Here is a 25,314-nt window from a genome sequence, read left to right as displayed (position 1 = left end):
AGCGAACGAAGTGAGCTTGGGGGTTGGTTCATGCCTGGTTCACTTCAGCTTCGAGGCCGAGACGTGGGTGAGCAAGTTGTTCACCGAGTGGTGCATCACGTCGGTGAAGGGCTTCGGATAGACGCCCATCCACAGCGTGGCAATGGCCAGCGCGGCCATCACGCCGAACTCGCGCGCATTCAGGTCCTGCAGCGCCTTGACGTCGTCGTTGGCGACATCGCCGAAGTAGACGCGCTTGTACATCCACAGCGTGTACGCAGCACCGAAGATCAGCGCGGTGGCGGCCAGCGCGGCGAGCCAGAAGCTCGTTTTCACCGTGCCGAGGATCACCATCCACTCGCCGACGAAGCCGCCCGTACCCGGCAGGCCGCAATTGGCCATCGCGAAGAACAGCGCGAAGGCAGCAAACTTGGGCATGGTGTTGGCGACACCGCCGTACGACGAGATGTCACGCGAATGCACACGTTCGTACAGCACGCCGATCGCCAGGAACATCGCGCCCGAGACGAAGCCGTGCGAGATCATCTGCACCAGCCCGCCCGAGATGCCGAGCTCGCTGAAGATGAAGAAGCCCAGCGTCACGAAGCCCATGTGTGCGACCGACGAGTACGCGACCAGCTTCTTCATGTCCTGCTGCACCAGCGCGACCAGGCCGATGTAGACCACCGCGATCAGGCTCAGCGCGATGATGAACCAGTCGTACTCACGGCTCGCGTCGGGCGCGATCGGCATCGAGAAGCGCAGGAAGCCGTAGGCGCCGAGCTTCAGCATGATCGCGGCCAGCACGACCGAGCCGCCGGTGGGCGCCTCGACGTGGGCGTCCGGCAGCCAGGTGTGCACCGGCCACATCGGCACCTTGACCGAGAACGCCGCGAGGAACGCGAAGAACAGCAGCGTCTGCGCCGGCATCGTCAGCGGCAGCTTGTGCCAGGTGGCGATGTCGAAGCTGCCGCCCGACTTGTAGTACAGGTAGCACAGCGCCACCAGCATCAGCAGCGAGCCGGCCAGCGTGTAGAGGAAGAACTTGAAGGCCGCGTAGACGCGTCGCGGCCCGCCCCAGACGCCGATGATGATGTACATCGGAATCAGCGTGGCTTCGAAGAAGACGTAGAACAGCAGCCCGTCGGCGGCCGAGAACACGCCGATCATCAGGCCCGACAGGATCAGGAACGCGCCCATGTACTGCGCGACCTTTTCGGTGATCACCTCCCAGCCGGCGACGACGACGATCACGTTGATGAAGGCCGTCAGCAGCACGAACCAGACCGAGATGCCGTCGACACCGAGGTGGTAGCGCACGTTGAAGCGCTCGATCCACGGCAGGTTCTCGACGAACTGCAGCGTCGCCTTCGCATTGTCGAAGCCGGTGATCAGCGGGATCGTGACCAGGAAGCCGGCCAGCGCGCCGACCAGCGCGACACGCCGCACCATCGCCGCCTTGTCGTCCTTGCCCAGCGCCAGCAACAAGGCGCCGAAAGCGATCGGCAGCCAGATCGAAACACTCAACAGACCCATTGTTGTTCTCCGCCCTTGCCGGTCAACGGCCGAATACGCCGGACACGGTGGGCCACAGCTGCCAGGTCAACAGGCCGAAGACGCCGAGCAGCATCACCAGCGCATACCAGTAGAGATAGCCGGTCTGGATCAGCCGCGTCAGCGACGCGACGCCGTTCACCGCGCGCGCCGAGCCGTTGATGATCGCGCCGTCGATCAGCCCCTGGTCACCGCCCTTCCACAGGCCCATGCCGACGCCACGCGCCAGCGGCGCGAGCAGGTGCTCGTTGATCCAGTCCATGTAGTACTTGTTCTCGAGGACCACGACGATCGGGCGGAAGATGCGCGCGATGGTCGCCGGGATCGACGGCATCACCATGTAGAACAGGTAGGCCGCGACCACGCCGCCGAGCGCCAGCCAGAACGGCAGCGTCTGCAGGCCGTGCAAGGCCATCGCGGTGGCGCCGTGGTACATCTTCGCCAGCTCGGCCATCGCCGGATGGCGCGCCGCGTCGACGATGATCGAATCCTTCAAGAGCTCGCCGAACAGCATCGGCTGGATCGTCATGAAGCCGATCACCACCGAAGGGATCGCCAGCAGCACCAGCGGCGCGGTGACGACCCACGGGCTCTCGTGGGGCGCGTGCACCTCGCTGTGGTCGCCGGGTTCCTCGTGCGCGCCGTGGTCCTCGGGCGGGAACGGCTTGTGGTGGAAGTGCTCCTTGCCGTGGAAGACGAGGAAGTACATCCGGAACGAATAGAACGCGGTGACGAAGACGCCGAGCGTGACGGCGAACATCGCGAAGCCGGCGCCGGGCAGCTTGCTGAAGTGCACCGCCTCGATGATCGAATCCTTCGAGTAGAAGCCGGCGAAGAACGGCGTGCCGATCAGCGCCAGCGATCCGAGCAGCGACGTGAGCCAGGTGATCGGCATGTACTTGCGCAGGCCGCCCATGTTGCGAATGTCCTGGTCATGGTGCATGCCGATGATCACCGAGCCGGCGCCGAGGAACAACAGCGCCTTGAAGAAGGCGTGCGTCATCAGGTGGAACACCGCCACCGAATAGGCCGAGACGCCGAGCGCGACCGTCATGTAGCCGAGCTGGCTCAGCGTGGAGTACGCGACGACACGCTTGATGTCGTTCTGGATGATGCCCAGGAAGCCCATGAACAGCGCCGTGATCGCGCCGATCACCAGCACGAAGTTCAGCGCCGTGTCGGACAGCTCGAACAGCGGCGACATGCGCGCGACCATGAAGATGCCCGCGGTGACCATCGTCGCCGCGTGGATCAGCGCCGAGATCGGCGTCGGGCCTTCCATCGAATCGGGCAGCCAGACGTGCAGCGGGAACTGCGCGCTCTTGCCCATCGCGCCGATGAAGAGGCAAATGCAGGTCACCGTGATCAGCAGCCAGTCGGTGCCGGGGAACGTCAGCTTCGCGAGCTCGGGGCCCTTGGCGAAGACCTCGGCGTAGCTCAGCGAGCCGGCATAGGTGACGATCAGGCCGATGCCGAGGATGAAGCCGAAGTCGCCGACCCGGTTGACGAGGAAGGCCTTCAGGTTCGCGAAGATCGCCGTCGGCTTCTTGAACCAGAAACCGATCAGCAGGTACGACACCAGGCCCACCGCCTCCCAGCCGAAGAACAGCTGCAGGAAGTTGTTGCTCATCACGAGCATCAACATCGAGAACGTGAACAGCGAGATGTACGAGAAGAAGCGCTGGTAGCCGGGGTCGTCTTCCATGTAGCCGATGGTGTAGACGTGCACCATCAGCGACACGAAGGTCACCACGCACATCATCATCGCGGTCAGGCCGTCGATCAGGAAGCCGACCTCCATCTTCAGCGGCCCGAGCACCATCCACTCGTAGACGGTGGCATTGAAGCGTGCGCCGTCGGCGACCGAGCGCAACACCATCACCGAGACGATGAAGGAGATCAGCACGCCGAGGATCGTCACGACATGCGCGCCGCGGCGGCCGATGGTCTTGCCGAAGAAGCCGGCGATCACGGCGCCGGCCAGCGGGGCCAGCGGCACCGTCAGCAGCAGGTTCTGGGAGAGTTGGGAAGCCATGCGCGGTCAGCCTTTCAGCGCGTCGAGCTCTTCGACGTTGATGGTCGCGCGGTTGCGGAACAGCACCACGAGGATCGCGAGGCCGATCGCCGATTCGGCGGCAGCCACCGTGAGGATGAAGAACACGAACACCTGGCCCGCCATGTCGCCCAGGTAGTGCGAGAAGGCGATGAAGTTCAGGTTCACCGCCAGCAGCATCAGTTCGATCGCCATCAGCAGCACGATCAGATTGCGGCGGTTCAGGTAGATGCCGATCACCGACAGCGCGAACAGCAGTCCGCCGAGCGACAGGTAGTGACCGAGCGTGATCGGACCGAGCGTCATTTCTTGTCTCCTGCGCCGGGTGCCGCGGGCGGTGTCGGCGGCGCCGAGGGCTCGTCGATCACCGGCGACATCTTGACGATGCGCAGGCGGTCGGCCTTCTTCGCGCGCACCTGCTGGCCGGCGTCGAGGTAGCGGCTGTCCTTGCGGCGGCGCAGCGTCAGCGCGATGGCGGCGACGATCGCCACCAGCAGCAGCACCGCGGCGACCTGCAGCGGATAGAGGTACTTGGTGTAGACCTCGATACCGAGCAGGCGGGTGTTGCCCATCTTCGCCAGCGCCGGATCGAGCACCGGCGCATCGGTCAGGCGGAAGCCGCCCATCAGCACGAGTGCCATCTCGAGCGCGATCACCGCGCCGATCAGGCCGGCCAGCGGCAGGTGCTTCCAGAAGCCGTCGCGGAACTCGTCGCCCTTGAGATCCAGCATCATGACGACGAAGAGGAACAGGACCATCACCGCGCCGACATAGACCAGCACCAGCGCGATGGCCAGGAACTCGGCCTTCAGCAGCATCCAGACGACGGCGGCATTGGCGAAGGCCAGCACCAGGTAGAGCGCGGCGTGCACAGTGCTCTTCGCCGTGATGACACGGAACGAAGCAAACAGCAGCACGGCGGAGAACAGGTAGAACAGTGCGCCAGTGGTATTCATGGTTATCTAGCCGCGACCAGGCATTCGCGCTCCTCCGGCCCGGTCCCAGCCTGTCGTGCGGCCGGGTGCGGGCGAGTGAAGGCGTCAGCGGTACTTCGCGTCGGCCTCCTTGTTGGCGGCGATTTCCTTCTCGTAGCGATCGCCGACGGCCAGCAGCATGTCCTTCGTGAAGTACAGGTCGCCGCGCTTTTCGCCGTGGTATTCGAAGATGTGCGTCTCGACGATCGAATCGACCGGGCAGCTCTCTTCGCAGAAGCCGCAGAAGATGCACTTGGTCAGGTCGATGTCGTAGCGCGTCGTGCGGCGCGTGCCGTCGTCGCGCACATCGGATTCGATGGTGATCGCCAGCGCCGGGCACACCGCTTCGCAGAGCTTGCAGGCGATGCAGCGCTCTTCGCCGTTTTCATAGCGGCGCAACGCGTGCAGGCCGCGGAAACGCGGGCTCAGCGGCGTCTTCTCTTCCGGGAACTGCACCGTGATCTTCTTCTGGAAGAAATGGCGCCCGGTGAGCTTCAAGCCCTTGAGCAGCTCCAGCAGCAGGAAGCTGGAGACGAAGTCTTTCAGTGTTGCGGTGGACATGGTCAGGCCTCCTGCCGGGCCGCCCCAAAGGAGGCCTGCGCCCCCTCGGGGGGCAGCGAACGAAGTGAGCGTGGGGGCGTCATGTCGTTACTTCCAGATGTTGAGCGGCGTCTGCATCCACGCGCCGACGACGATCAGCCAGACCAGCGTGACCGGGATGAAGATCTTCCAGCCCAGGCGCATGATCTGGTCGTAGCGGTAGCGCGGGAACGTGGCGCGCACCCACAGGAACATCGTGACGACCACGAAGACCTTGATCGCCAGCCAGATCCAGCCCGGGATGAAGTCGAGCAGCGCGATCGGTGCCGCCCAGCCGCCGAGGAACAGCACCACGGCCAGCGTCGAGACCAGGATCATGTTCGCGTACTCGGCGAGGAAGAACATGGCGAACGCCATGCCCGAGTACTCGATCATGTGGCCGGCGACGATCTCCGATTCACCTTCGACGACGTCGAACGGATGGCGGTTGGTCTCGGCCAGGCCGGAGATGAAGTAGACGACGAAGATCGGCAGCAGCGGCAGCCAGTTCCACGACAGGAAATTCAGGCCGGCATCGGCCATCATCCCGCGGTTCTGCACGTTGACGATCTCGGTCATGTTCAGCGAGCCCGAGACCATCAGCACGACGACGAACGCGAAGCCCATCGCGATCTCGTAACTCACCATCTGCGCGGCAGCGCGCAGCGCACCGAGGAAGGCGTACTTCGAGTTCGACGCCCAGCCGGCGATGATCACGCCATAGACCTCGAGCGAGGTGATCGCCATCACGAACAGCAGACCGGCATTGACGTCGGCCAGCACGACCTCGGGGCCGAAGGGCACGACGGCCCAGGCGGCCAGCGCCGGCATGATCGTCATCACCGGGCCGAGGAAGAACAGACCCTTGTGGGCCGCGGTCGGGCGGATGATCTCCTTGAAGATCAGCTTCACCGCGTCGGCGATCGGCGTCAGCAGGCCGAACGGACCGACGCGATTCGGCCCCGGGCGGATCTGGGTCCAGCCGATCGCCTTGCGTTCCCACAGCGTCAGGTAGGCGACGCAGACCATCAGCGGCGCGACGACCGCGACGATCTTCGCCAGCGTCCAGACGACGGGCCACAGCGTGCCACCGAGCGTCTGCAGGCCGTACTGGTTGATTTGATCGAACATGGTCAGTGCCCGCCCGGCCGCCCGAAGGGCACTGAGGCCCCCTCGGGGGGCAGCGAACGGAGTGAGCGTGGGGGTTTCATTTCATGCCTTCTCGATGCTGATCGGGCCGAACATGGCGCCCAGCGCCGCCGTCACCGGATGACCCGCAGAGACGCGGACCGCGTTGTCGGCCAGCGTCGACTCGATGCGCACCGGCAGCAGCGTCGCGCCGTTGCCTTGCGAGACCCGCACCTCGGCACCCGGCACCAGGCCCATGCGCTGGGCGAGCGCAGTCGACACGCCGATCACCGGCGGCGCGGCGTCGGCCGTGCGCTGCAGCGAGACCGCGCGGCGCACCAGCGCATCGGTGCTGTAGATCGGCACGTCGGCGATGCGCTCGAGGCCGTTGGGCGCCGACGGGGCCAGCGTGAGCGGCACGGCGCTGCGGTTGTCCATCCGCGCCGGGACGGCTGCCAGGTCGCCGAGCGCCTCGGCCAGAACCTCTTCCGAACTCTCGTGCCCGAAGCCCGGCAGGCCCAGCAGGTTGCCGAGTACCCGCAGCACTTTCCAGGCCGGGCGGCTCTCGCCGAGCGGCTTGGCGACGCCGTGGAAGCTCTGCACGCGGCCCTCGGCATTGACGAAGGTGCCTGCCGTTTCGCTGAATGGCGCGATCGGCAGCAGCACGTCGGCGTTGTCGACCGCCGCGTCTTCGAACGAGGTCAGCGCGACGACCAGGCCGGCGCCGTTCATCGCAGCGCGCGCGGCCGCGGCATTCGCGGCATCGAGCACCGGCTCGACGTCGAGCAGCAGCAGCGCCTTCATCGGCGCGCCGAGCATCTGGCCGGCATTCAGCCCGCCATCGCCCGGCACCGCGTTGACCAGCTGGGCGCCGACCGTGTTGGCCGCTTCGCCCAGATAGCCCAGCTTCGCGCCGGTCTGCTCGGCGATCCACTGCGCCAGCGCCAGCAGCGTGGCGGCTTGCGGATGCTGCGCGGCGGCATTGCCGAGCAGCACCGCCTTGCGCTCGCCGCTGAGCAGCGCGTCGGCGACGGCCTTCGCGGCCTCGTTGACAAGCGCATTGGCCGGCGCGGCAACGCCACGCGCGGTCGCGACATAACCCGCGATGTCAGCGAGGGCCTGGGCCCAGCCGCTCGGTGCCGCGGTGACCCGGCCGGCGACCGGCATCGCCCAGTCGTCGTGCGCGGCATTCAGGCTGAACACCTGCGCACCGCGGCGTGCGGCCTGGCGGATGCGCTGCGCGAACAGCGGATGATCCTTGCGCAGGAACGAGCCGATGACCAGCGCACGATCCAGCGTCGACAGCTCGGCAACGGGCAGACCGAGCCAGCGCGCATATCCTGGCGGAGCGGTGTTCGAGAAATCGGCGTGGCGCAGGCGCGTATCGACGTTCTCGCTGCCGAGGCCCCGCACCAGCTTGGCCAGCAGGTGCAGCTCTTCGACGGTGCGGTGCGGCGTGGCCAGCGCGCCGATCGCGGCCGGCCCGTGTTCGCTCTTGATGCGCTTGAGGCCGTCGGCCACGTAGCCGAGCGCGGTGTTCCAGTCGACGGCCTTCCACTGCCCGCCCTGCTTGATCATCGGCGTCGTCAGCCGACGCTCGCTGTTCAGCGCTTCGTAGCTGAAGCGGTCGCGGTCGGCGATCCAGCACTCGTTGACGGCTTCGTTCTCCAGCGGCACGACGCGCATCACCTTGCCGCCCTTGACCTGCACGATCAGGTTGGCGCCGGTGGAGTCGTGCGGGCTGACGCTCTTGCGGCGCGACAGCTCCCAGGTCCGTGCCGAATAGCGGAACGGCTTGCTGGTCAGCGCGCCGACCGGGCAGATGTCGATCATGTTGCCCGACAGCTCGGAGTCGACCGTGCCGCCGGTCATCGTCGTGATCTCGCTGTGCTCGCCGCGGTGGATCATGCCCAGCTCCATCACGCCGGCCACTTCCTGGCCGAAGCGCACGCAGCGGGTGCAGTGGATGCAGCGCGTCATCTCCTCCATCGAGATCAGCGGGCCGACGTTCTTGTGGAAGACGACGCGCTTCTCTTCTTCGTAGCGGGAGTTGCTGGCGCCATAGCCGACGGCCAGGTCCTGCAGCTGGCATTCGCCGCCCTGGTCGCAGATCGGGCAGTCGAGCGGGTGATTGATGAGCAGGAACTCCATCACCGACTTCTGCGCCTTCAGCGCCTTGTCGCTCTTGGTGCGCACGATCATGCCCTGCGTCACCGGTGTCGCGCAGGCCGGCATCGGCTTGGGCGCCTTCTCGATGTCGACCAGGCACATGCGGCAGTTCGCCGCGATGCTCAGCTTCTTGTGATAGCAGAAGTGCGGAATCGTGATGCCGGCGGCATCGGCCGCGTGCATCACGACGCTGCCTTCGGCGACCGAGACCTTCTTGCCGTCGAGTTCGATTTCAATCATCGGCGAGGGCCTCCCGCAGGGCCGCCCCAAGGGAGGCCAGCCCCCTCGGGGGGCAGCGAACGAATGTGAGCGTGGGGGTACATGTGATTCAGGCGTGCGTGTGTGCGCCGCCAACCATGCAGTGCTTGTGTTCGACGTGGTACGCGAACTCGTCGCGGAAGTGCTTCAGCATGCCGCGCACCGGCATCGCGGCCGCGTCACCCAACGCGCAAATGGTGCGGCCCATGATGCTTTCGGCCACCGAGTCGAGCAGTTGCATGTCGTCTTGCTTGCCCTGGCCGTGCTCGATGCGGTTGACCACGCGCCACAGCCAGCCGGTGCCTTCGCGGCACGGCGTGCACTGGCCGCAGCTCTCGTGCATGTAGAAGTACGACAGGCGCAGCAGGCTGCTGACCATGCAGCGCGTCTCATCCATCACGATCACCGCGCCGGAACCGAGCATCGAGCCGGCCTTGGCGATCGAGTCGTAGTCCATCGTGCAGTCCATCATCACCTGCGCCGGCAGCACCGGTGCCGACGAACCGCCGGGGATCACGGCCTTGAGCTTGCGGCCGCCCTTGACGCCGCCCGCGAGCTCGAGGAGCTTCGAGAACGGCGTGCCGAGCGGAATCTCGTAGTTGCCCGGCCGCTCGACGTCGCCGACCATCGAGAAGAGCTTGGTGCCGCCGTTGTTCGGCTTGCCGCACTCGAGGTAGGCCTGGCCACCGTGGCGGATGATCCACGGCACCGCGGCGAAGGTCTCGGTGTTGTTGATCGTCGTCGGCTTGCCGTACAGGCCGTAGCTGGCCGGGAACGGCGGCTTGAAGCGCGGCTGGCCCTTCTTGCCTTCGAGCGATTCGAGCAGCGCGGTTTCCTCGCCGCAGATGTAGGCGCCGAAGCCGTGGTGCGCGTGCAGCTGGAAGCTGTAGCTCGAGCCGAGGATGTTGTTGCCGAGCAGGCCGGCGGCGCGGGCCTCTGCGAGCGCCTCTTCGAAGCGGTCGTAGATCTCGAAGATCTCGCCGTGGATGTAGTTGTAGCCGACCGTGATGCCCATCGCGTAGGCGGCGATGATCATGCCCTCGATGACGATGTGCGGGTTGTAGGCGAGGATGTCGCGGTCCTTGCAGGTGCCCGGCTCGCCCTCGTCCGAATTGCACACCAGGTACTTCTGCACCGGCAGCGCGCGCGGCATGAAGCTCCACTTCAGTCCGGTCGGGAAACCGGCGCCGCCGCGGCCGCGCAGGCCGGAGTTCTTGACTTCGGCCACGACCTGGTCGGGCGTCAGGCCCTCGCCGCCGTCCTTGCCGAGGATCTTGCGCAGCGCCTGGTAACCGCCGCGCGCTTCGTAATCCTTCAGCCGCCAGTTGCTGCCGTCGAGGCCGGCGACGATCTGCGGCGTGATGTGGCGGTCGTGGAAGCAGGTCTCCACGCCCTTGGCCTGGAACTTCGAGAGATCGAGCATCTGCATGGTCTGGACGCTCACTTTGCGTGCGACTTCAGCGTCTCGATCAACGCATCGAGCCGCGGATTGTCCATGAAGCTGACCATCTGGCGGTCGTTGACCAGCACCACCGGCGCATCGGCGCAGGCGCCCAGGCACTCGCTCTTCTGCACCGTGAACAGGCCGTCGGCCGTCGTGCCGCCCTCTTCCACGCCCAGCTTCTGGCACACGTGTGCGAGCGCCGTCTCGCCATCACGCAACTGGCACGGCAGGTTGGTGCAGACGTTGAGCTTGAACTGCCCCACCGGCCGCTGGTTGTACATGTTGTAGAAGGTCGTGACCTCGCGCACCGCGATCGGCGCCATGCCGAGGTAGGCGGCGACCGCCTCCTCGGATTCACCCGAGATCCAGCCCTGCTCCTGCTGCACGATCGCCAGGCAGGCCATCACGGCCGACTGGCGCTGCTCGGCCGGGTACTTGGCCACTTCTTTCGCAAAGCGATCGATCGTTGCCTGGGGCAGCGACGCGATGCGCGCCTGCTGAGCGTCAGAAAGATTCAATTGGCCCCCTTGGCGCTGCGCGCCATCCCCCCGAGGGGGAGCGAATTTCTTGGGAACGGCCCGGCGAAATTCATCTGTCGATCTCGCCAAACACGATGTCCATGGTGCCGATGATCGCGACGGCGTCGGCGATCATGTGGCCGCGCGCCATCTCGTCCAGTGCCGCGAGGTGCGGGAAGCCGGGGGCGCGGATCTTCAGCCGGTACGGCTTGTTCGCGCCGTCCGAAACGATGTAGATGCCGAACTCGCCCTTCGGGTGCTCGACGGCCGCGTAGGCCTCGCCCTCGGGCACGCGGAAGCCTTCGGTGAAGAGCTTGAAGTGGTGGATCAGCTCTTCCATGTTGGACTTCATGTCCACGCGCGGCGGCGGAGCGATCTTGTGGTTGTCGGTGATCACCGGGCCGGGGTTCTTGCGCAGCCACTCGACGCACTGCTGGATGATGCGATTGGCCTGGCGCATCTCCTCGACGCGCACCAGGTAGCGGTCATACGTGTCGCCGTTGACGCCGACCGGCACGTCGAAGTCCATCTTGTCGTAGACCTCGTAGGGCTGCGTCTTGCGCAGGTCCCACGCGATGCCGGAGCCGCGCAGCATCGCGCCGGTCAGGCCGAGGTTCAGCGCGCGTTCGGGCGAGACGACGCCGATGCCGACGGTGCGCTGCTTCCAGATCCGGTTGTCGGTCAGCAGCGTCTCGTAGTCGTCGACGTTCTTCGGGAAGCGCTTGCAGAAGTCGTCGATGAAGTCGAGCAGCGAGCCCTGGCGGTTCTCGTTGAGCTGCGCCATCGCGCGTGCATTGCGCAGCTTCGACGGCTGGTACTGCGGCATCGAATCCGGCAGGTCGCGGTAGACGCCGCCCGGGCGGTAGTAGGCCGCGTGCATGCGCGCGCCCGAGACCGCCTCGTACATGTCGAAGATGTCCTCGCGCTCGCGGAAGCAGTAGATGAGGATGTTCATCGCACCGCAGTCGAGACCGTGGGCGCCGAGCCACAGCAGGTGGTTCAGCAGCCGCGTCAGCTCGTCGAACATCACGCGGATGTACTGCGCGCGGATCGGCACCTCGAGGCCGAGCAGCTTCTCGATCGCCAGGCAGTACGCGTGTTCGTTGGACATCATCGACACGTAGTCGAGTCGGTCCATGTACGGCAGCGACTGGATGTAGGTCTTGCTCTCGGCGAGCTTCTCGGTCGCGCGGTGCAGCAGGCCGATGTGCGGGTCGGCGCGTTGGATCACCTCGCCGTCGAGCTCGAGCACCAGGCGCAGCACGCCGTGCGCAGCCGGATGCTGGGGACCGAAGTTGAGCGTGTAGTTCTTGATCTCGGCCATTTCAGTGGAGACCGCCGTAGTTGTCTTCGCGGATGATGCGCGGCGTGATCTCGCGCGGCTCGATCGTCACCGGCTGGTAGATCACGCGCTTCTGCTCGGGGTCGTAGCGCATCTCGACATGGCCCGACACCGGGAAGTCCTTGCGCAGCGGGTGGCCGATGAAGCCGTAATCGGTGAGGATGCGGCGCAGGTCGACGTGGCCGTCGAAGATCACGCCGATCATGTCGAAGGCCTCGCGCTCGAACCAGTTGGCGGCGGCCCAGACTTCGGTCAGGCTGGCCACCACCGGCACGTCGTCATCCGGCGCGAAGACCTTCAGCCGCACGCGCCAGTTCTTGCTGACCGACAGCAGGTGCGAGACGATGCAGTAGCGCGGGCCGTCCCAGGGCTGGTCCTTGTAGCTGCTGTAGTCGACGCCGCACAGGTCCATCAGCTGCTCGAACTTCAGCGAGGGCTCGTCGCGCAGCTGCTGCGCCACCGCGAGGTAGTCGGCCGCGGCAACGGTGATCGTGATCTCGCCGCGCTCGCGCTTGAAGTGCTTGATCTTCGCGCCGAGTGCGCCGTCGAGCGCGGCTTGCAGGTTGTCTAGACGTGCTGTCATGAAGGCTTTCAGTCAGGCGCGGGCGATCGTGTTCTCGCGCCGGATCTTGGCCTGCAGCTGCAGGATGCCGTACAGCAGCGCTTCGGCGGTCGGCGGGCAGCCCGGCACGTAGACGTCGACCGGCACGATGCGGTCGCAGCCGCGCACGACCGAGTAGCTGTAGTGGTAGTAGCCGCCGCCGTTGGCGCAGGAGCCCATGCTCAGCACCCAGCGCGGCTCGGCCATCTGGTCGTACACCTTGCGCAGCGCCGGCCCCATCTTGTTGCACAGCGTGCCGGCGACGATCATCAGATCGCTCTGGCGCGGGCTGGGACGGAACAGCATGCCGAAGCGGTCGATGTCGTAGCGCGCGGCACCCGCGTGCATCATCTCGACCGCGCAGCACGCGAGACCGAAGGTCATCGGCCACAGCGAGCCGGTCTTCGACCAGTTCACCAGCGTATCGACCGACGTGGTGATGAAGCCTTCCTTCAGAACGCCTTCAATGCCCATCTTGATTCCTCGAATGCGTGTCGACGCGGGAGATCACTCCCAGTCCAGCGCACCCTTTTTCCATTCGTAGACGAAGCCGACGACCAGGATCGCCAGGAAGATCATCATGGCCCAGAAGCCGGTGGCGCCGATGTCCTTCAGCGCGACTGCCCACGGGAAGAGAAAGGCGATCTCGAGGTCGAACAGGATGAAGAGGATGGCGACCAGGTAGTAGCGCACGTCGAACTTCATGCGCGCGTCCTCGAAGGCCTCGAAGCCGCATTCGTAGGGGCTGTTCTTCTGTGCGTCCGGGCGGTTCGGCCCGAGCAGGAAGCCCAGCACCTGGGGCGCAACGCCGACCCCCACGCCAACCAGGATGAACAGGATGACAGGGAGGTACTGTTGCAGGTCCATGGCGGCGTCAGTGTGGTGTCAGACAACGATCCGGCGTAAAAAAGGCGCTCCGGTGACAACACGTTCGGTGCTGCAACGGTGCGCCCCCTTTTGCCCCTGCTTTGCAGGGCGCACAGCCCAGGCACCGGATAAGGACCTGCGCTGCTGGATTCTTTGGTGCCGACGGCGAGACTCGAACTCGCACAGCTTTCGCCACTACCCCCTCAAGATAGCGTGTCTACCAATTTCACCACGTCGGCTTTGTCAAGGACCGCAGCCCTTTTCAGTGTTCAGTTAGCGTGAGGATGGCGCCCTGAACAGCCGCGCATTCTAAGCCGAAAGTCGACCGAATCCGAGGCTTTGTCGCGAGCGTGTGACGCCGGCCGGCACACGCTCGACCGACGCTCACTTGGTCGGAATTTCGCCGGCCGATGCAGCCGGTGCCGGCGCGGGTGCCGGTGCCACCTGCGGTGCCGGCGCGGCACCGGGGATCTGCGCTTGCGCGGGGGCCGATGGGGCGCTCGCGGGCTTGCCTGCACGGTCGAGCACGCTCTCGGCGCCGCTCGGCGCGCGCACGACGTTGGTGTTGGCCATGTAGGCCAGCGCCAGCGTGGTGACGAAGAAGACCGTCGCGCAGATCGCCGTCGAGCGCGACAGGAAGTTCGCGCTGCCGGTGGCACCGAACAGGCTGCCCGACGCGCCACTGCCGAACGATGCGCCCATGTCCGCGCCCTTGCCGTGCTGCACCAGCACCAGGCCGATCATCGCCAGCGCCGCAATCAGCTGCAGCACCAGAATGAGGTTCATCCAGACTTGCATGTTCTCTTTTCTCCAGGATTCGAAAGTGCCGCGGGCTGAAGCTCGTGTTCAAGCGGCCGCGCGGCAGATGGCGACGAAGTCGGCCGCCTTCAGGCTGGCGCCGCCGATCAGTCCACCATCGATGTCGGGTTGGGCAAACAGCGTGGCCGCGTTGTCGGGCTTGACGCTGCCGCCGTAGAGGATCTTCATGTCGGCGGCGTGCGCGGTCGCGGCCTGCAGCTGCGCGCGCAGCAGCGCGTGCACGGCCTGCGCCTGCTCCGGCGTCGCGGTGCGGCCGGTGCCGATCGCCCACACCGGCTCGTAAGCGACGACCATCTCGCCGGCGCAGTGGCCGAGCGTGTGGATCACCGCCGAGAGCTGGCGCTTGACGACGACCTCGGTCTGCCCGGTGTCGCGCTCGGCCAGCGTCTCGCCGACGCAGACGATCGGCGTGACACCGCGCGCCAGCGCCGCCTTGGCCTTGTCGGCGACCAGCTGGTCGCTCTCGTGGTGGTACTGCCGGCGCTCCGAGTGGCCGACGATGACGTGACGGCAGCCGAACTCGGCCAGCATGCCGATCGAGACCTCGCCGGTGTAGGCGCCCTGCTCGTGCGCCGAGCAGTCCTGCGCGCCCCAGCGGACGTCGGTGCCGGTCAGCGTGACCGCCGTCTCCGACAGGTACGGAAACGGCACGCAGACCGCCACGTCGCAGCCGAACGGGCGTGCCGCGACGATGGCCGCCAGCAGGTCGGCATTCGCCTTGTGGTTGCCGTGCATCTTCCAGTTGCCGGCCACGAGCTTGCGTCGCATAGAGGATTCCTTCAGATCGTCCAGTCCAGCACGATCTTGCCGACGTGCTGGCTCGATTCCATCAGCGCATGCGCGTCGGCCGCCTGCGCGGCCGGGAACACGCGGTTGATCACCGGCTTCACCTTGCCGGCCTCGATCCACGACCAGGCATGGCGGCGCAACGACGCGGCGATCGCGCCCTTGAAGGCCACCGGCCGCGGCCGCAGCGTCGAGCCGGTGATCGTCAGGCGGCGGCGCAGGATCTCTCCGGCGTTGACCTCGCTCTTCACGCCGCCTTGCACGGCGATGATCACGAGGCGCCCGTCATCGGCCAGGCACTTCAGCTCGCGGCCGACGTAGTCGCCGGCGACCATGTCGAGGATCACGTCCGCGCCGCGGTCCTGCGTGGCGGCCTTGACCTCGGCGACGAAGTCCTGCGTGCGGTAGTTGATGCCGACGTCGGCACCCAGCGCCAGGCAGGCGGCGACCTTGTCGTCGCTGCCGGCGGTGACCAGCACGCGCGCGCCAAACGCTTTCGCGAGCTGGATCGCCGTGACGCCGATGCCGCTCGAGCCACCCTGCACCAGCAGCGTCTCGCCGGGCTGCAACTGCGCGCGGTCGAAGACGTTGGACCAGACGGTGAAGAAGGTCTCGGGCAGGCTCGCCGCTTCGACATCGCTCAGGCCCTGGGGCACCGGCAGGCACTGCGGGATCGGCACGACGCAGAGCTCGGCATAACCCCCCCCGGCAACCAGCGCGCAGACGCGGTCACCGAGCGCCAAGCCGGCCGCGGCCAGCTCGGCCGGATCACCACCGGCGACGGCGCCGGCGATCTCGAGCCCCGGCAGGTCCGACGCCCCCGGCGGCGGCGCATAGGCGCCCTTGCGCTGCAGCACATCGGGGCGATTGATCCCCGACGCGCTGACGCGCACGAGCAGCTCACCCGGCCCCGGCTGCGGATCCGGGCGGGTCGTCTCGACCAGCACCTCGGGGCCGCCGAAGCCGTTCAGTCCGATTGCACGCATCGTCGACGAGGCCGCGCGGGCTTATTGCTGCTGCTCGATGCCGCGCGTGTCGGACGTCGGCTCGCCGCCAGCGCCCTCGCCGCCTTCGGCCGGCACCTCGCCGCCTTCACGCGGCTGCTCGGCACGATCCGGACGGTCGCTGCGCTCGCGGCGCGGCGGACGATCGCCGCGGTCACCACGCGGGCCGCGGTCACCCCGGTCGCCGCGATCGCCCCGCGGGCCGCGGTCGAAACGCTCTTCCTCGTAGCCCTCGGGCTTGTCGAGCAGCGCCTTCATCGACAGCTTGATGCGACCCTTCTCGTCGGTCTCGAGCACCTTGACCTTGACGACCTGGCCTTCACTGAGGAAGTCGGTGACCTTCTCGACGCGCTGGTGCGCGATCTGGCTGATGTGCAGCAGGCCGTCCTTGCCGGGCAGGATGTTGACCAACGCGCCGAAGTCCAGGATCTTGGTGATCGCGCCTTCGTAGATCTTGCCGATCTCGGCTTCCGCGGTGATCTCGGTGATGCGCTTCTTCGCGAACTCGGCCTTGTCGGCATCGGTCGACGCGATGGTGATCGTGCCGTCTTCGCCGATGTCGATCGTGCAGCCGGTTTCCTCGGTCAGCGCGCGGATCGTCGCGCCGCCCTTGCCGATCACGTCGCGGATCTTCTCCGGGTTGATCTTCATCGTGTACAGGCGCGGGGCGAACTGCGAGACCTCGGTCTTCGCGCCGCCGACGGCTTCCTGCATCTTGCCCAGGATGTGCATGCGCGCTTCCTTGGCCTGCGCCAAGGCGACCTGCATGATCTCCTTCGTGATGCCCTGGATCTTGATGTCCATCTGCAGCGCGGTCACGCCGCCGGTGGTGCCGGCGACCTTGAAGTCCATGTCGCCGAGGTGATCCTCGTCACCCAGGATGTCGGTCAGCACCGCGAAGCGGTTGCCTTCCTTGATCAGGCCCATTGCGATGCCGGCGACGTGCGCCTTCATCGGCACGCCCGCGTCCATCAGCGCCAGGCAGCCGCCGCACACGGAGGCCATCGACGACGAGCCGTTCGACTCGGTGATCTCCGAGACGACGCGGATCGAGTACGGGAAGTCTTCCTTGCTCGGCAGCGCGGCGATCAACGCGCGCTTGGCGAGCCGCCCATGACCAATTTCGCGCCGCTTCGGGCTGCCCACGCGGCCGGTCTCGCCGGTGGCGAACGGGGGCATGTTGTAGTGGAGCATGAAGCGGTCTTCGAACTCGCCGGCCAGCGCATCGATGCGCTGCGCGTCGCGGTCGGTGCCGAGCGTGGAGATCACCAGCGCCTGCGTCTCGCCGCGCGTGAACAGCGCCGAGCCGTGGGTGCGCGGCAGCACGCCGGTGCGGATCTCGATCGGGCGCACGGTGCGGGTATCGCGGCCGTCGATGCGCGGCTCGCCGCCGAGGATCTGGCTGCGCACGATGCGCGCCTCGATGTCGAACAGCAGGCCTTCGACCTTGACGCTGTCGAATTCGGCGCCTTCGGCCTTCAGCGCGGCCAGCGTGTTGGCGTAGGCCTCGCGCGTGGCCTGGGTGCGGGCCTGCTTGCTGCGGATCTGGTAGGCGGCGCGCAGCGGCTCTTCGGCCAGCGCGCCGACCTTGGCGATGAAGGCTTCGTCCTTCGCGGGGGCCTGCCATTGCCACTCGGGCTTGCCGGCTTCGCGCACCATCTCGTGGATCGCGTTGATCGCGATGTTGCCCTGCTCGTGGCCGAAGACGACGGCGCCGAGCATGATCTCTTCGCTCAGCTGGTCGGCCTCGGACTCGACCATCAGCACCGCAGCCTCGGTGCCGGCGACGACCAGGTCCATCTTCGAGTCGGCGAGCTGGGTCTTGCCCGGGTTCAGCACGTATTCGCCGTTGATGTAGCCGACGCGCGCGGCGCCGATCGGGCCATTGAACGGGATGCCCGACACCGACAGCGCGGCGCTGGTGCCGATCAGCGCGGCGATGTCGGCCTGCACCTCGGGGTTCAGGCTCAGCACGTGGATGACGACCTGCACCTCGTTGAAGAAGCCCTCGGGGAACAGCGGGCGGATCGGGCGATCGATCAGGCGGCTGGTCAGCGTCTCGAGCTCGCTCGGACGGCCTTCACGCTTGAAGAAGCTGCCGGGGATCTTGCCGGCGGCGTAGGTCTTCTCGATGTAGTCAACCGTCAGCGGGAAGAAGTCCTGGCCGGCCTTGGCCTCGGCGCGCGCGACGACGGTCGCCAGCACCACGGTGCCCTCGATGTCGACGACGACCGCGCCGCCCGACTGGCGCGCGATCTCGCCGGTCTCCATCGTGACCTGGTGCTGGCCCCATTGGAAGGTCTTGGTGATCTTGTTGAACATGCTCATGGAAGCGTCTCCAGTTCTTGCTCGGCGCACTTGCAGGCGGTGGCGCCGGTGGGACCGGGAGCGTCTGATGAACCGGCTTCAGCGGCATGCCATTCCAGCGCGGCCCGGTGCGGGACGGCGGTGGAATGACACAGCTGCGACTGAATCGGCACGCTCCAAAGTCAAAAGAGCCTGTGCTGGAGGAGGTCCAGACAGGCTCTTTCGTGGGTGGTTCGCTTACTTGCGCAGGCCGAGCTTGTGAATCAGCGCGGTGTAGCGGTCAGCGTCCTTGCCCTTCAGGTAGTCCAGCAGCTTGCGGCGGCGGCTGACCATCTTCAGCAGGCCGCGGCGGCCGTGGTGGTCCTTCAAGTGGGTCTTGAAGTGGGGGGTCAGTTCGTTGATGCGGGCGGTCAGCAGGGCCACCTGCACTTCGGGGGAGCCGGTGTCGTTGGCAGCGCGGGCGTTGCCCTTGACGATTTCGGCACGATTGATGTCGGCGACGGACATGCGGATTTCCTTCTTTCAGTTCCTGATGTCGGAAGCCGCCTGCCTAGCACCGTTGAACGGCGCGCCAGCTGCGGTTTCCAAGTTTCCACTTGCGGACGCGGGTGAAACCAACCCGCGCCGTGCGTTGATTTCGCGTTGACCGGTCGGACCGGTGCGCAAAACCTGCGGATTATAGACGCAGCGCGCCGCTCAGCCGCTCGACCCCCTGCAGAAGCCGCGCCGGGTCGCGCGAAGCGAAACACCAGCGCAGCCAGCCTTCACCCTCTTCGCCGAAGGCCGCGCCGGGCGCCAGGCCCAGGCCGTGCTCGGTGACCAGGCGCTTGGCGAAGGCCAGCGAGTCGGCCGCTTCGGGCAGACCGGGGACCTGCAGGAAGGCGTACATGCCACCGGGCGGCACCGCCAGCCGCAGCCCGGGCAGCGCGGCCAGCGCGTTGCACAGCGTGTCGCGGCAGCCGCGCAGGTGCTCGACCAGGACCGGCACGCTGGCGGCGGCACCGTGCAGCGCGGCCAACCCGCCGCGTTGCACGAAAACCGGCGCGCAGGAGCTGTTGAATTCGATCAGCTTGGCCATCGCGTCCAGGTGCCCGCGCGGCAGCACCAGCCAGCCGAGCCGCCAGCCGGTCATCAGGAAGCTCTTCGAGAAGCTGTGCACGACCACCAGCCGGTCGTCGGGCGTGCTGACGTCGAGAAAGCTCGGCGCGCAGGCGCCGCGGGCGCCGAACCACAGCCGCTCGTAGACCTCGTCGGCGACGATCCAGGTGCCGGTGCGGCGGCAGTGCTCGATCAGCACCTGCTGCTCGTCGCGCGAGAGCGTCCAGCCACTCGGATTGTTCGGCGCGTTGACCAGCAGCACGCGCGTCGCCGGCGTGATCGCGGCGATCAGGCGCTCGAGGTCGAGCCGCCACAGGCCGGCCGGATCGGGCTGCAGTGCCACCCGCGTCACGCGCGCGCCGAGGATCGCCGGCTGGGCCGGCAGGTTCGGCCACACCGGCGTGACGACGACGACCTCGTCGCCGGCATCGACCAGCAGCTGCATCGCCAGCATCAGCGCGGTGACGCCGGAGGAGGTCACGGCGATGCGGTGATCACCCGGATCGCCGTGCAGCGACGCGGTGTACTCGCGCAGTGCGGCGCGCAGCTCCGGCAGGCCGAGGTTGTGCGAATAGAAGGTCTCGCCGCGCGCCAGCGACTCGGCCGCCGCCTGGCGCACCGGCTCGGGCGTCACCTGGTCGCTCTCGCCGAACCAGAAGGCCAGCACGTCGTCGCGGCCGAGGCCGGCATTGGCCACCTCGCGAATCTTCGAGCCCGGCAGCCGGGTGATCGTCTTGCGCATCGTCGGATTTTCCAAGGGGGCTTGAGTTCGGATTCAGAGTTGGCCCAGCGGCCAGCGCGGCCGCACATCGAAGGCGTAGTCCCGGGCCGCAACCGCTGCCCCGGCGTCGAGCCGCATTGCCGCGGCCAGCGCGATCATGGCGCCGTTGTCGGTGCACAGCGCGAGCTCCGGATAGTGCACGCGCAGGCCGCGCCGCAGCGCCGCGGCATTCAGCTGCTGGCGCAGTTGCGCATTGGCGCCGACACCGCCGGAGACGACCAGCCGCTGCAGCCCGGTGGCCTTCAGCGCGCGCAGCGACTTCTTCACCAGCACCTCGACGATCGCGGCTTGCGTCGATGCCGCCAGGTCGGCCAGCTGCTGCGCGTCGGGGGCAGGCCCGAGCTTGCGGTGCTGCGTCATCACCGCGGTCTTCAGTCCGGCGAACGAGAAATCGAGGTCGCCGCTGTGCAGCAGCGGGCGCGGCAACGCGTAGGCATCGGCGCGCCCGCCCTCGGCCAGCCGCGCCAGCGCCGGCCCGCCCGGATAACCGAGCCCCAGCAGCTTGGCCGACTTGTCGAAGGCCTCGCCGGCCGCATCGTCGATCGTCTCGCCGAGCAGCTCGTACGAGCCGACCGCATCGACGCGCATCAGCTGCGTATGGCCGCCCGAGACCAGCAGCGCAACGAAGGGGAAGGTCGGCGCATCGGCCGACAGGAACGGCGACAGCAGGTGGCCTTCGAGGTGGTGGATGCCGAGCGTCGGTTTGTCCAGCGCCGCGGCCAGCGCGCAGGCGACGCCGGCACCCACCAGCAGCGCACCGGCGAGGCCGGGACCCTTGGTGTAGGCGACGACATCGATCTGCTGCAGCGTGCTGCCGGCTTCGTCGAGCACCGCGCGGGTCAGCGGCAGCACGCGGCGGATGTGGTCGCGCGAGGCCAGCTCGGGCACCACGCCGCCGTAGGCTTCGTGCATCTGCACCTGGCTGTACAACGCATGCGCGCGCAAACGGGGCAATGCACCGGCTTGCGTCGACACCAGCGCGACGCCGGTCTCGTCGCAGGAGGATTCGATGCCGAGCACGTTCATCGGCGGCAGTTTAAGTGGGCGCCCCTGTGCCCCGGACGGACTGGCTCGAATGTTGCTCGACCCTTTCACATGGCAGAACCCGCGCCGTCGCTGCGCATCGTGATCATTGCGCCGGAGTCGCTGACCCCGGGGCCCGACGCCGACGCCGAAGATCTCGGCGCGGCGGAGCGTTCACGCAGCCTGCGCATCGGCCTGCTCGAGAGCGGCTACAACATCGTCGCGGTGCTGCCCTCGGACATGTTCATGCCCGAGCGGCTGGCGCAGATCCAGCCCGACCTGATCATCGTCGACGCCGAAAGCCAGGCGCGCGACACGCTGGAGCACGTGGTGATGGCCACGCGCGATGCGCGCCGCCCGATCGTGCTGTTCACGGACGACGACGACACGACGAACGTCCGCGAAGCGATCGCCGCCGGCGTCAGCGCCTATGTGGTCGCCGGCCTCGCGCCGGCGCGCGTCAAGCCGGTGCTGGATGTCGCGATGGCGCGCTTCCAGGTCGAGGAATCGATGCGCCGCGAGCTGGCCGATGCGCGCAGCCAGCTCAATGACCGCAAGGTCGTCGAGCGCGCGAAGGGCCTGTTGATGCACCGCCACGGCCTGAGCGAGCCGGAGGCGTATTCACGCCTGCGCAAGGCGGCGATGGACAAGGGCCTGAAACTCGCCGACCTGTCGCAGCGCATGCTGGACGCGGCCGACCTGCTCGGCTGATCGCGGTGCGCCCGCGCGCCGCGTGGGCACAGCAAGCAGGCATCACACCCTCATTTGGTGCGCCGCAACAGCACATCGGCCCCGCGCACCCTGGCACGGTGATTGCGATAGCTCCTGCGGGCAGGTCAACGGCGACCTGCCCCTGAATCAGATGCACGGACCGGTCAATGTCGATCGGTTTCGAGCCAGGACGACGGCGTCCCCACCCCAGGCCCATTGAACGGGCCGAACGGTGCGGACGCCTTTTTGTTTTTCCAGCACGAGAGACCCACATGCCATCCAGCCCGAAGGACCCGATCGACATGGGACGCCGAACCGTCATCAAGGCCGCTGCGGCGACCGCCGCCACCGCCGGTGCCGGCGGCATGATCCCCGGCCTGCAGGCCGCGGTGTACGCACAAGGCTCGGACAAGCCCGAGAAGGAAGAGGTGCGCATCGGCTTCATCCCGCTGACCGACTGCGCCAGCGTCGTGATGGCCTCGGTGCTCGGCTTCGACAAGAAGTACGGCGTCAAGATCATCCCGACCAAGGAAGCCTCGTGGGCCGGCGTGCGCGACAAGCTGGTCAACGGCGAGCTCGACATGGCGCACGTGCTGTGGGGCCTGATCTACGGCGTGCAACTGGGCATCGGCGGGCCGAAGAAGGACATGGCCGTGCTGATGAACCTGAACCACAACGGCCAGGCCATCACGCTGTCGAAGAAGCTGGCCGACAAGGGTGGCGTCGACGGCCCGTCGCTCGCCAAGCTGATGAGCACCGACAAGCGCGAGTACACCTTCGCGCAGACCTTCCCGACCGGCACCCACGCGATGTGGCTGTACTACTGGCTGGCGACCTATGGCATCAACCCGATGAAGGACGCCAAGATCATCACCGTGCCGCCGCCGCAGATGGTGGCCAACATGCGCGTGGGCAACATGGACGGCTACTGCGTCGGCGAGCCCTGGGGCCACCGCGCGATCGCCGACGGCATCGGCATCACCGGCGTGACGACCCAGGACATCTGGAAGGACCACCCCGAGAAGGCGCTCGGCACCACCGGCGACTTCGCGAAGAAGTACCCGAACACCTGCCGCGCAGTGATCGCCGCGATCATCGACGCCGGCAAGTGGATCGATGCCGGCCTGCAGAACAAGATGAAGATGGCCGAGACCGTGGCCGACAAGTCCTACGTCAACACCACCGTCGACGTCATCAACCAGCGCATCCTCGGCCGCTACCAGAACGGCCTGGGCAAGACATGGGACGACCCGAACCACATGAAGTTCTACAACGACGGTGCGGTGACCTTCCCGTACCTCAGTGACGGCATGTGGTTCCTGACCCAGCACAAGCGCTGGGGCCTGCTGAAGGAGCACCCGGACTATCTGGCGGTGGCCAGGCAGGTGAACCAGGTCGAGCTCTACAAGCAAGGCGCACTCGCGGCCAAGGCCAGCGTGCCGAAGGACCCGATGCGCACGTCGAAGATGGTCGACGGCGTGGTCTGGGACGGCAAGGAGCCGGCGAAGTACGCCGACTCGTTCAAGGTCAAGGCCCAGGGAGTTGCATGATGGTCAGCGCCGTATTCCATTCACCGCTCGAAGCTGTCGCCGAGGAGCGTGCCGCCGCGCGCGCCGCGGCGCCCGGGGCTGCCCAGGGCGCCAAGCCGCAGGCCGCTGTCGTAACGCCTGAAGTCAGCGTCCCGGCGGCGGCCCCGCGGGTGCCGTTCGACTGGCGCGGCCTGGCGCTGAAGGTGCTGCCGCCGATCTTCGGCATCGCGCTGCTGATCGGCATCTGGGCGCTGTTGACGATCAAGAGCACCAGCTTCCCGTCGCCCGCGCAGACCTTCGAGGCCGCGGTCAAGCTGTTCGCCGACCCGTTCTACTCGAAGGGACCGAACGACCAGGGCATCGGCTGGAACATCCTGTTCTCGCTGCAGCGCGTCGCGGTCGGCTTCGGCATGGCGGCCGCGGTGGGCATTCCGATGGGCTTCATGCTCGGCCGCTTCGAGTTCCTGAACCGCATGGTCTCGCCGTTGGTCAGCCTGCTGCGCCCGGTGTCGCCGCTGGCCTGGCTGCCGATCGGCCTGCTGGTGTTCAAGTCGGCCAACCCGGCCGCCATCTGGACCATCTTCATCTGCTCGATCTGGCCGATGATCATCAACACCGCCGTCGGCGTGCAGCGCGTGCCGGCCGACTACCTGAATGTCGCGCGGGTGCTGAACCTGTCCGAGTGGAAGATCATCACGCGCATCCTGTTCCCCGCCGTGCTGCCCTACATGCTGACCGGCGTGCGCCTGTCGGTGGGCACCGCCTGGCTGGTGATCGTCGCGGCCGAGATGCTGACCGGCGGCGTCGGCATCGGCTTCTGGGTCTGGGACGAGTGGAACAACCTCAACGTCCAGCACATCATCATCGCGATCTTCGTGATCGGCATCGTCGGCCTGGCACTCGAGCAGCTGCTGATGGCCATCGCCAAGCGCTTCTCGTTCGACGGCTGAGCCCCCAGGAGATCCTCGACATGAAGAACTTCATCCAGGTCCAGAACGCCGAAATGGTGTTCACCACCAAGCAGGGCCGCTTCCATGCGCTGCGCGAGATCAACCTGTCGGTCGCCAAGGGCGAGTTCGTCACGCTGATCGGCCACTCGGGCTGCGGCAAGTCGACCTTGCTGAACCTGATCGCCGGGCTGCTGGTGCCGACCTCGGGCGTGCTGCTGTGCGACAACAAGGAAGTCAACGCGCCCGGTCCGGAGCGCGCGGTCGTGTTCCAGAACCACTCGCTGCTGCCGTGGCTGACCTGCTTCGAGAACGTCTACCTGGCGGTCGAACGGGTCTTCGGCGAGCGTGAATCGAAGGCGCAGCTGAAGGCGCGCACCAAGGCGGCGCTCGAGCTCGTCGGCATGGGGCATGCGCTGCAGAAGCGCCCGCACGAGGTTTCCGGCGGCATGAAGCAGCGCGTGGGCATCGCCCGTGCGCTGGCGATGGAGCCCAAGGTGCTGCTGATGGACGAGCCCTTCGGCGCGCTCGACGCACTGACCCGTGCGCACCTGCAGGACGAGTTGCTGAAGATCGTGGCGCGCACGCAGAGCACCGTCGTGATGGTCACGCACGATGTCGACGAGGCGGTGCTGCTGTCGGACCGCATCGTGATGATGACCAACGGCCCCGCGGCGACGATCGGCGAGATCCTGCCGGTCGGGCTGGCGCGGCCGCGCAACCGCGTCGAGCTGGCCGAGGATCCGACCTACGTGCACTGCCGCAAGGAAGTGCTCGATTTCCTCTACACGCGGCACGGGCACGTCGAACGCGCAGCCGCTTGAGGGAGGGTCGCGGCGGTGA

General features: G+C 67.0%; 24 protein-coding genes and 1 tRNA gene. 4 read left to right on the top strand and 21 right to left on the bottom strand.

The window, feature by feature from the left end; all coding sequences use genetic code 11:
* Positions 1-39 precede the first annotated feature (39 nt).
* From HLB44_RS26225 to tsaD, 21 genes are all read right to left on the bottom strand, one after another.
* A complete protein-coding gene (locus HLB44_RS26225; RefSeq protein WP_173129672.1) occupies positions 40-1,515 on the bottom strand; it encodes an NADH-quinone oxidoreductase subunit M in 1,476 nt (491 codons plus the stop codon).
* Positions 1,516-1,537: 22 nt separating this feature from the next.
* Positions 1,538-3,568, bottom strand: coding sequence for an NADH-quinone oxidoreductase subunit L (gene nuoL, locus HLB44_RS26220; RefSeq protein WP_173129669.1), 2,031 nt, complete (start codon positions 3,566-3,568; stop codon positions 1,538-1,540).
* A 6-nt stretch (positions 3,569-3,574) separates the two neighbouring features.
* Positions 3,575-3,892, bottom strand: a complete 318-nt coding sequence (gene nuoK, locus HLB44_RS26215) for an NADH-quinone oxidoreductase subunit NuoK (RefSeq protein ID WP_173129666.1) — start codon at positions 3,890-3,892, stop codon at positions 3,575-3,577.
* On the bottom strand, positions 3,889-4,542 hold the full coding sequence (locus tag HLB44_RS26210) for an NADH-quinone oxidoreductase subunit J (protein ID WP_173129661.1): 654 nt from the start codon (positions 4,540-4,542) through the stop codon (positions 3,889-3,891). The genes nuoK and HLB44_RS26210 overlap by 4 nt, the downstream gene beginning before the upstream one ends.
* Before the next feature lie 84 nt (positions 4,543-4,626).
* Entirely contained in the window at positions 4,627-5,121 is a 495-nt protein-coding gene (nuoI, locus tag HLB44_RS26205; RefSeq protein WP_173129658.1) for an NADH-quinone oxidoreductase subunit NuoI, read from the bottom strand.
* A gap of 87 nt (positions 5,122-5,208) precedes the next feature.
* Positions 5,209-6,270 carry an NADH-quinone oxidoreductase subunit NuoH gene (nuoH, locus tag HLB44_RS26200; RefSeq protein WP_173129655.1) on the bottom strand — a complete coding sequence of 354 codons (1,062 nt, stop codon included), beginning with the start codon at positions 6,268-6,270 and terminating at the stop codon, positions 5,209-5,211.
* Positions 6,271-6,351: 81 nt separating this feature from the next.
* Complete coding sequence (gene nuoG, locus HLB44_RS26195; protein ID WP_173129652.1) at positions 6,352-8,676, bottom strand: NADH-quinone oxidoreductase subunit NuoG; 2,325 nt, start codon at positions 8,674-8,676, stop codon at positions 6,352-6,354.
* An 88-nt stretch (positions 8,677-8,764) separates the two neighbouring features.
* Positions 8,765-10,123: an NADH-quinone oxidoreductase subunit NuoF gene (nuoF, locus tag HLB44_RS26190; protein ID WP_246312487.1), complete on the bottom strand. Its 1,359-nt coding sequence runs from the start codon at positions 10,121-10,123 to the stop codon at positions 8,765-8,767.
* 11 nt (positions 10,124-10,134) lie between these two features.
* Positions 10,135-10,656: an NADH-quinone oxidoreductase subunit NuoE family protein gene (locus tag HLB44_RS26185; RefSeq protein WP_173129649.1), complete on the bottom strand. Its 522-nt coding sequence runs from the start codon at positions 10,654-10,656 to the stop codon at positions 10,135-10,137.
* A gap of 70 nt (positions 10,657-10,726) precedes the next feature.
* Positions 10,727-11,980 carry an NADH-quinone oxidoreductase subunit D gene (locus HLB44_RS26180; RefSeq protein WP_173129646.1) on the bottom strand — a complete coding sequence of 418 codons (1,254 nt, stop codon included), beginning with the start codon at positions 11,978-11,980 and terminating at the stop codon, positions 10,727-10,729.
* A gap of 1 nt (position 11,981) precedes the next feature.
* Positions 11,982-12,581, bottom strand: a complete 600-nt coding sequence (locus HLB44_RS26175; RefSeq protein ID WP_173129643.1) for an NADH-quinone oxidoreductase subunit C — start codon at positions 12,579-12,581, stop codon at positions 11,982-11,984.
* A gap of 12 nt (positions 12,582-12,593) precedes the next feature.
* The gene (locus HLB44_RS26170) at positions 12,594-13,073 is read right to left on the bottom strand and encodes a NuoB/complex I 20 kDa subunit family protein (protein WP_173129640.1); all 480 of its coding nucleotides are present in this window, start codon (positions 13,071-13,073) and stop codon (positions 12,594-12,596) included.
* A gap of 33 nt (positions 13,074-13,106) precedes the next feature.
* The gene (locus HLB44_RS26165) at positions 13,107-13,466 is read right to left on the bottom strand and encodes an NADH-quinone oxidoreductase subunit A (protein ID WP_173129637.1); all 360 of its coding nucleotides are present in this window, start codon (positions 13,464-13,466) and stop codon (positions 13,107-13,109) included.
* Between the two features lie 154 nt (positions 13,467-13,620).
* Positions 13,621-13,705 (bottom strand) — tRNA-Leu (locus HLB44_RS26160).
* Between the two features lie 145 nt (positions 13,706-13,850).
* Positions 13,851-14,264, bottom strand: a complete 414-nt coding sequence (gene secG / locus HLB44_RS26155; protein WP_173129633.1) for a preprotein translocase subunit SecG — start codon at positions 14,262-14,264, stop codon at positions 13,851-13,853.
* A gap of 48 nt (positions 14,265-14,312) precedes the next feature.
* Complete coding sequence (tpiA, locus tag HLB44_RS26150; protein WP_173129629.1) at positions 14,313-15,053, bottom strand: triose-phosphate isomerase; 741 nt, start codon at positions 15,051-15,053, stop codon at positions 14,313-14,315.
* Between the two features lie 11 nt (positions 15,054-15,064).
* Complete coding sequence (locus HLB44_RS26145; RefSeq protein ID WP_173129626.1) at positions 15,065-16,057, bottom strand: NAD(P)H-quinone oxidoreductase; 993 nt, start codon at positions 16,055-16,057, stop codon at positions 15,065-15,067.
* 21 nt (positions 16,058-16,078) lie between these two features.
* Positions 16,079-18,403 (bottom strand): polyribonucleotide nucleotidyltransferase, encoded by a 2,325-nt coding sequence (gene pnp / locus HLB44_RS26140; protein ID WP_173129623.1) that lies wholly within the window; start codon positions 18,401-18,403, stop codon positions 16,079-16,081.
* A gap of 216 nt (positions 18,404-18,619) precedes the next feature.
* Positions 18,620-18,889: a 30S ribosomal protein S15 gene (gene rpsO / locus HLB44_RS26135; protein WP_173129620.1), complete on the bottom strand. Its 270-nt coding sequence runs from the start codon at positions 18,887-18,889 to the stop codon at positions 18,620-18,622.
* A 169-nt stretch (positions 18,890-19,058) separates the two neighbouring features.
* Entirely contained in the window at positions 19,059-20,222 is a 1,164-nt protein-coding gene (locus tag HLB44_RS26130) for a pyridoxal phosphate-dependent aminotransferase (RefSeq protein WP_173129603.1), read from the bottom strand.
* Positions 20,223-20,255: 33 nt separating this feature from the next.
* Positions 20,256-21,287 (bottom strand): tRNA (adenosine(37)-N6)-threonylcarbamoyltransferase complex transferase subunit TsaD, encoded by a 1,032-nt coding sequence (gene tsaD / locus HLB44_RS26125; protein WP_173129600.1) that lies wholly within the window; start codon positions 21,285-21,287, stop codon positions 20,256-20,258.
* Between the two features lie 69 nt (positions 21,288-21,356).
* Here tsaD and HLB44_RS26120 point away from each other — a divergent pair, with 69 nt between their 5' ends.
* The 4 genes from HLB44_RS26120 to HLB44_RS26105 all read left to right on the top strand — a co-directional run bounded on the left by HLB44_RS26120 (position 21,357) and on the right by HLB44_RS26105 (position 25,295).
* Positions 21,357-21,995, top strand: coding sequence for an ANTAR domain-containing response regulator (locus tag HLB44_RS26120; RefSeq protein ID WP_173129597.1), 639 nt, complete (start codon positions 21,357-21,359; stop codon positions 21,993-21,995).
* 272 nt (positions 21,996-22,267) lie between these two features.
* Positions 22,268-23,545 carry a CmpA/NrtA family ABC transporter substrate-binding protein gene (locus HLB44_RS26115; protein WP_173129594.1) on the top strand — a complete coding sequence of 426 codons (1,278 nt, stop codon included), beginning with the start codon at positions 22,268-22,270 and terminating at the stop codon, positions 23,543-23,545.
* Positions 23,545-24,474: a nitrate ABC transporter permease gene (gene ntrB / locus HLB44_RS26110; RefSeq protein ID WP_173129591.1), complete on the top strand. Its 930-nt coding sequence runs from the start codon at positions 23,545-23,547 to the stop codon at positions 24,472-24,474. The genes HLB44_RS26115 and ntrB overlap by 1 nt, the downstream gene beginning before the upstream one ends.
* Positions 24,475-24,494: 20 nt before the next feature.
* Positions 24,495-25,295, top strand: a complete 801-nt coding sequence (locus tag HLB44_RS26105; protein WP_173129588.1) for an ABC transporter ATP-binding protein — start codon at positions 24,495-24,497, stop codon at positions 25,293-25,295.
* Positions 25,296-25,314: the final 19 nt, after the last annotated feature.

Origin of the sequence: Pseudaquabacterium terrae (assembly GCF_013266755.1) — a bacterium.
GTDB lineage: Bacteria > Pseudomonadota > Gammaproteobacteria > Burkholderiales > Burkholderiaceae_C > Pseudaquabacterium > Pseudaquabacterium terrae.
The sequence above is the reverse complement of the archived record's forward strand: the minus strand, read 5'-3'. Positions and strand labels throughout refer to the sequence as shown.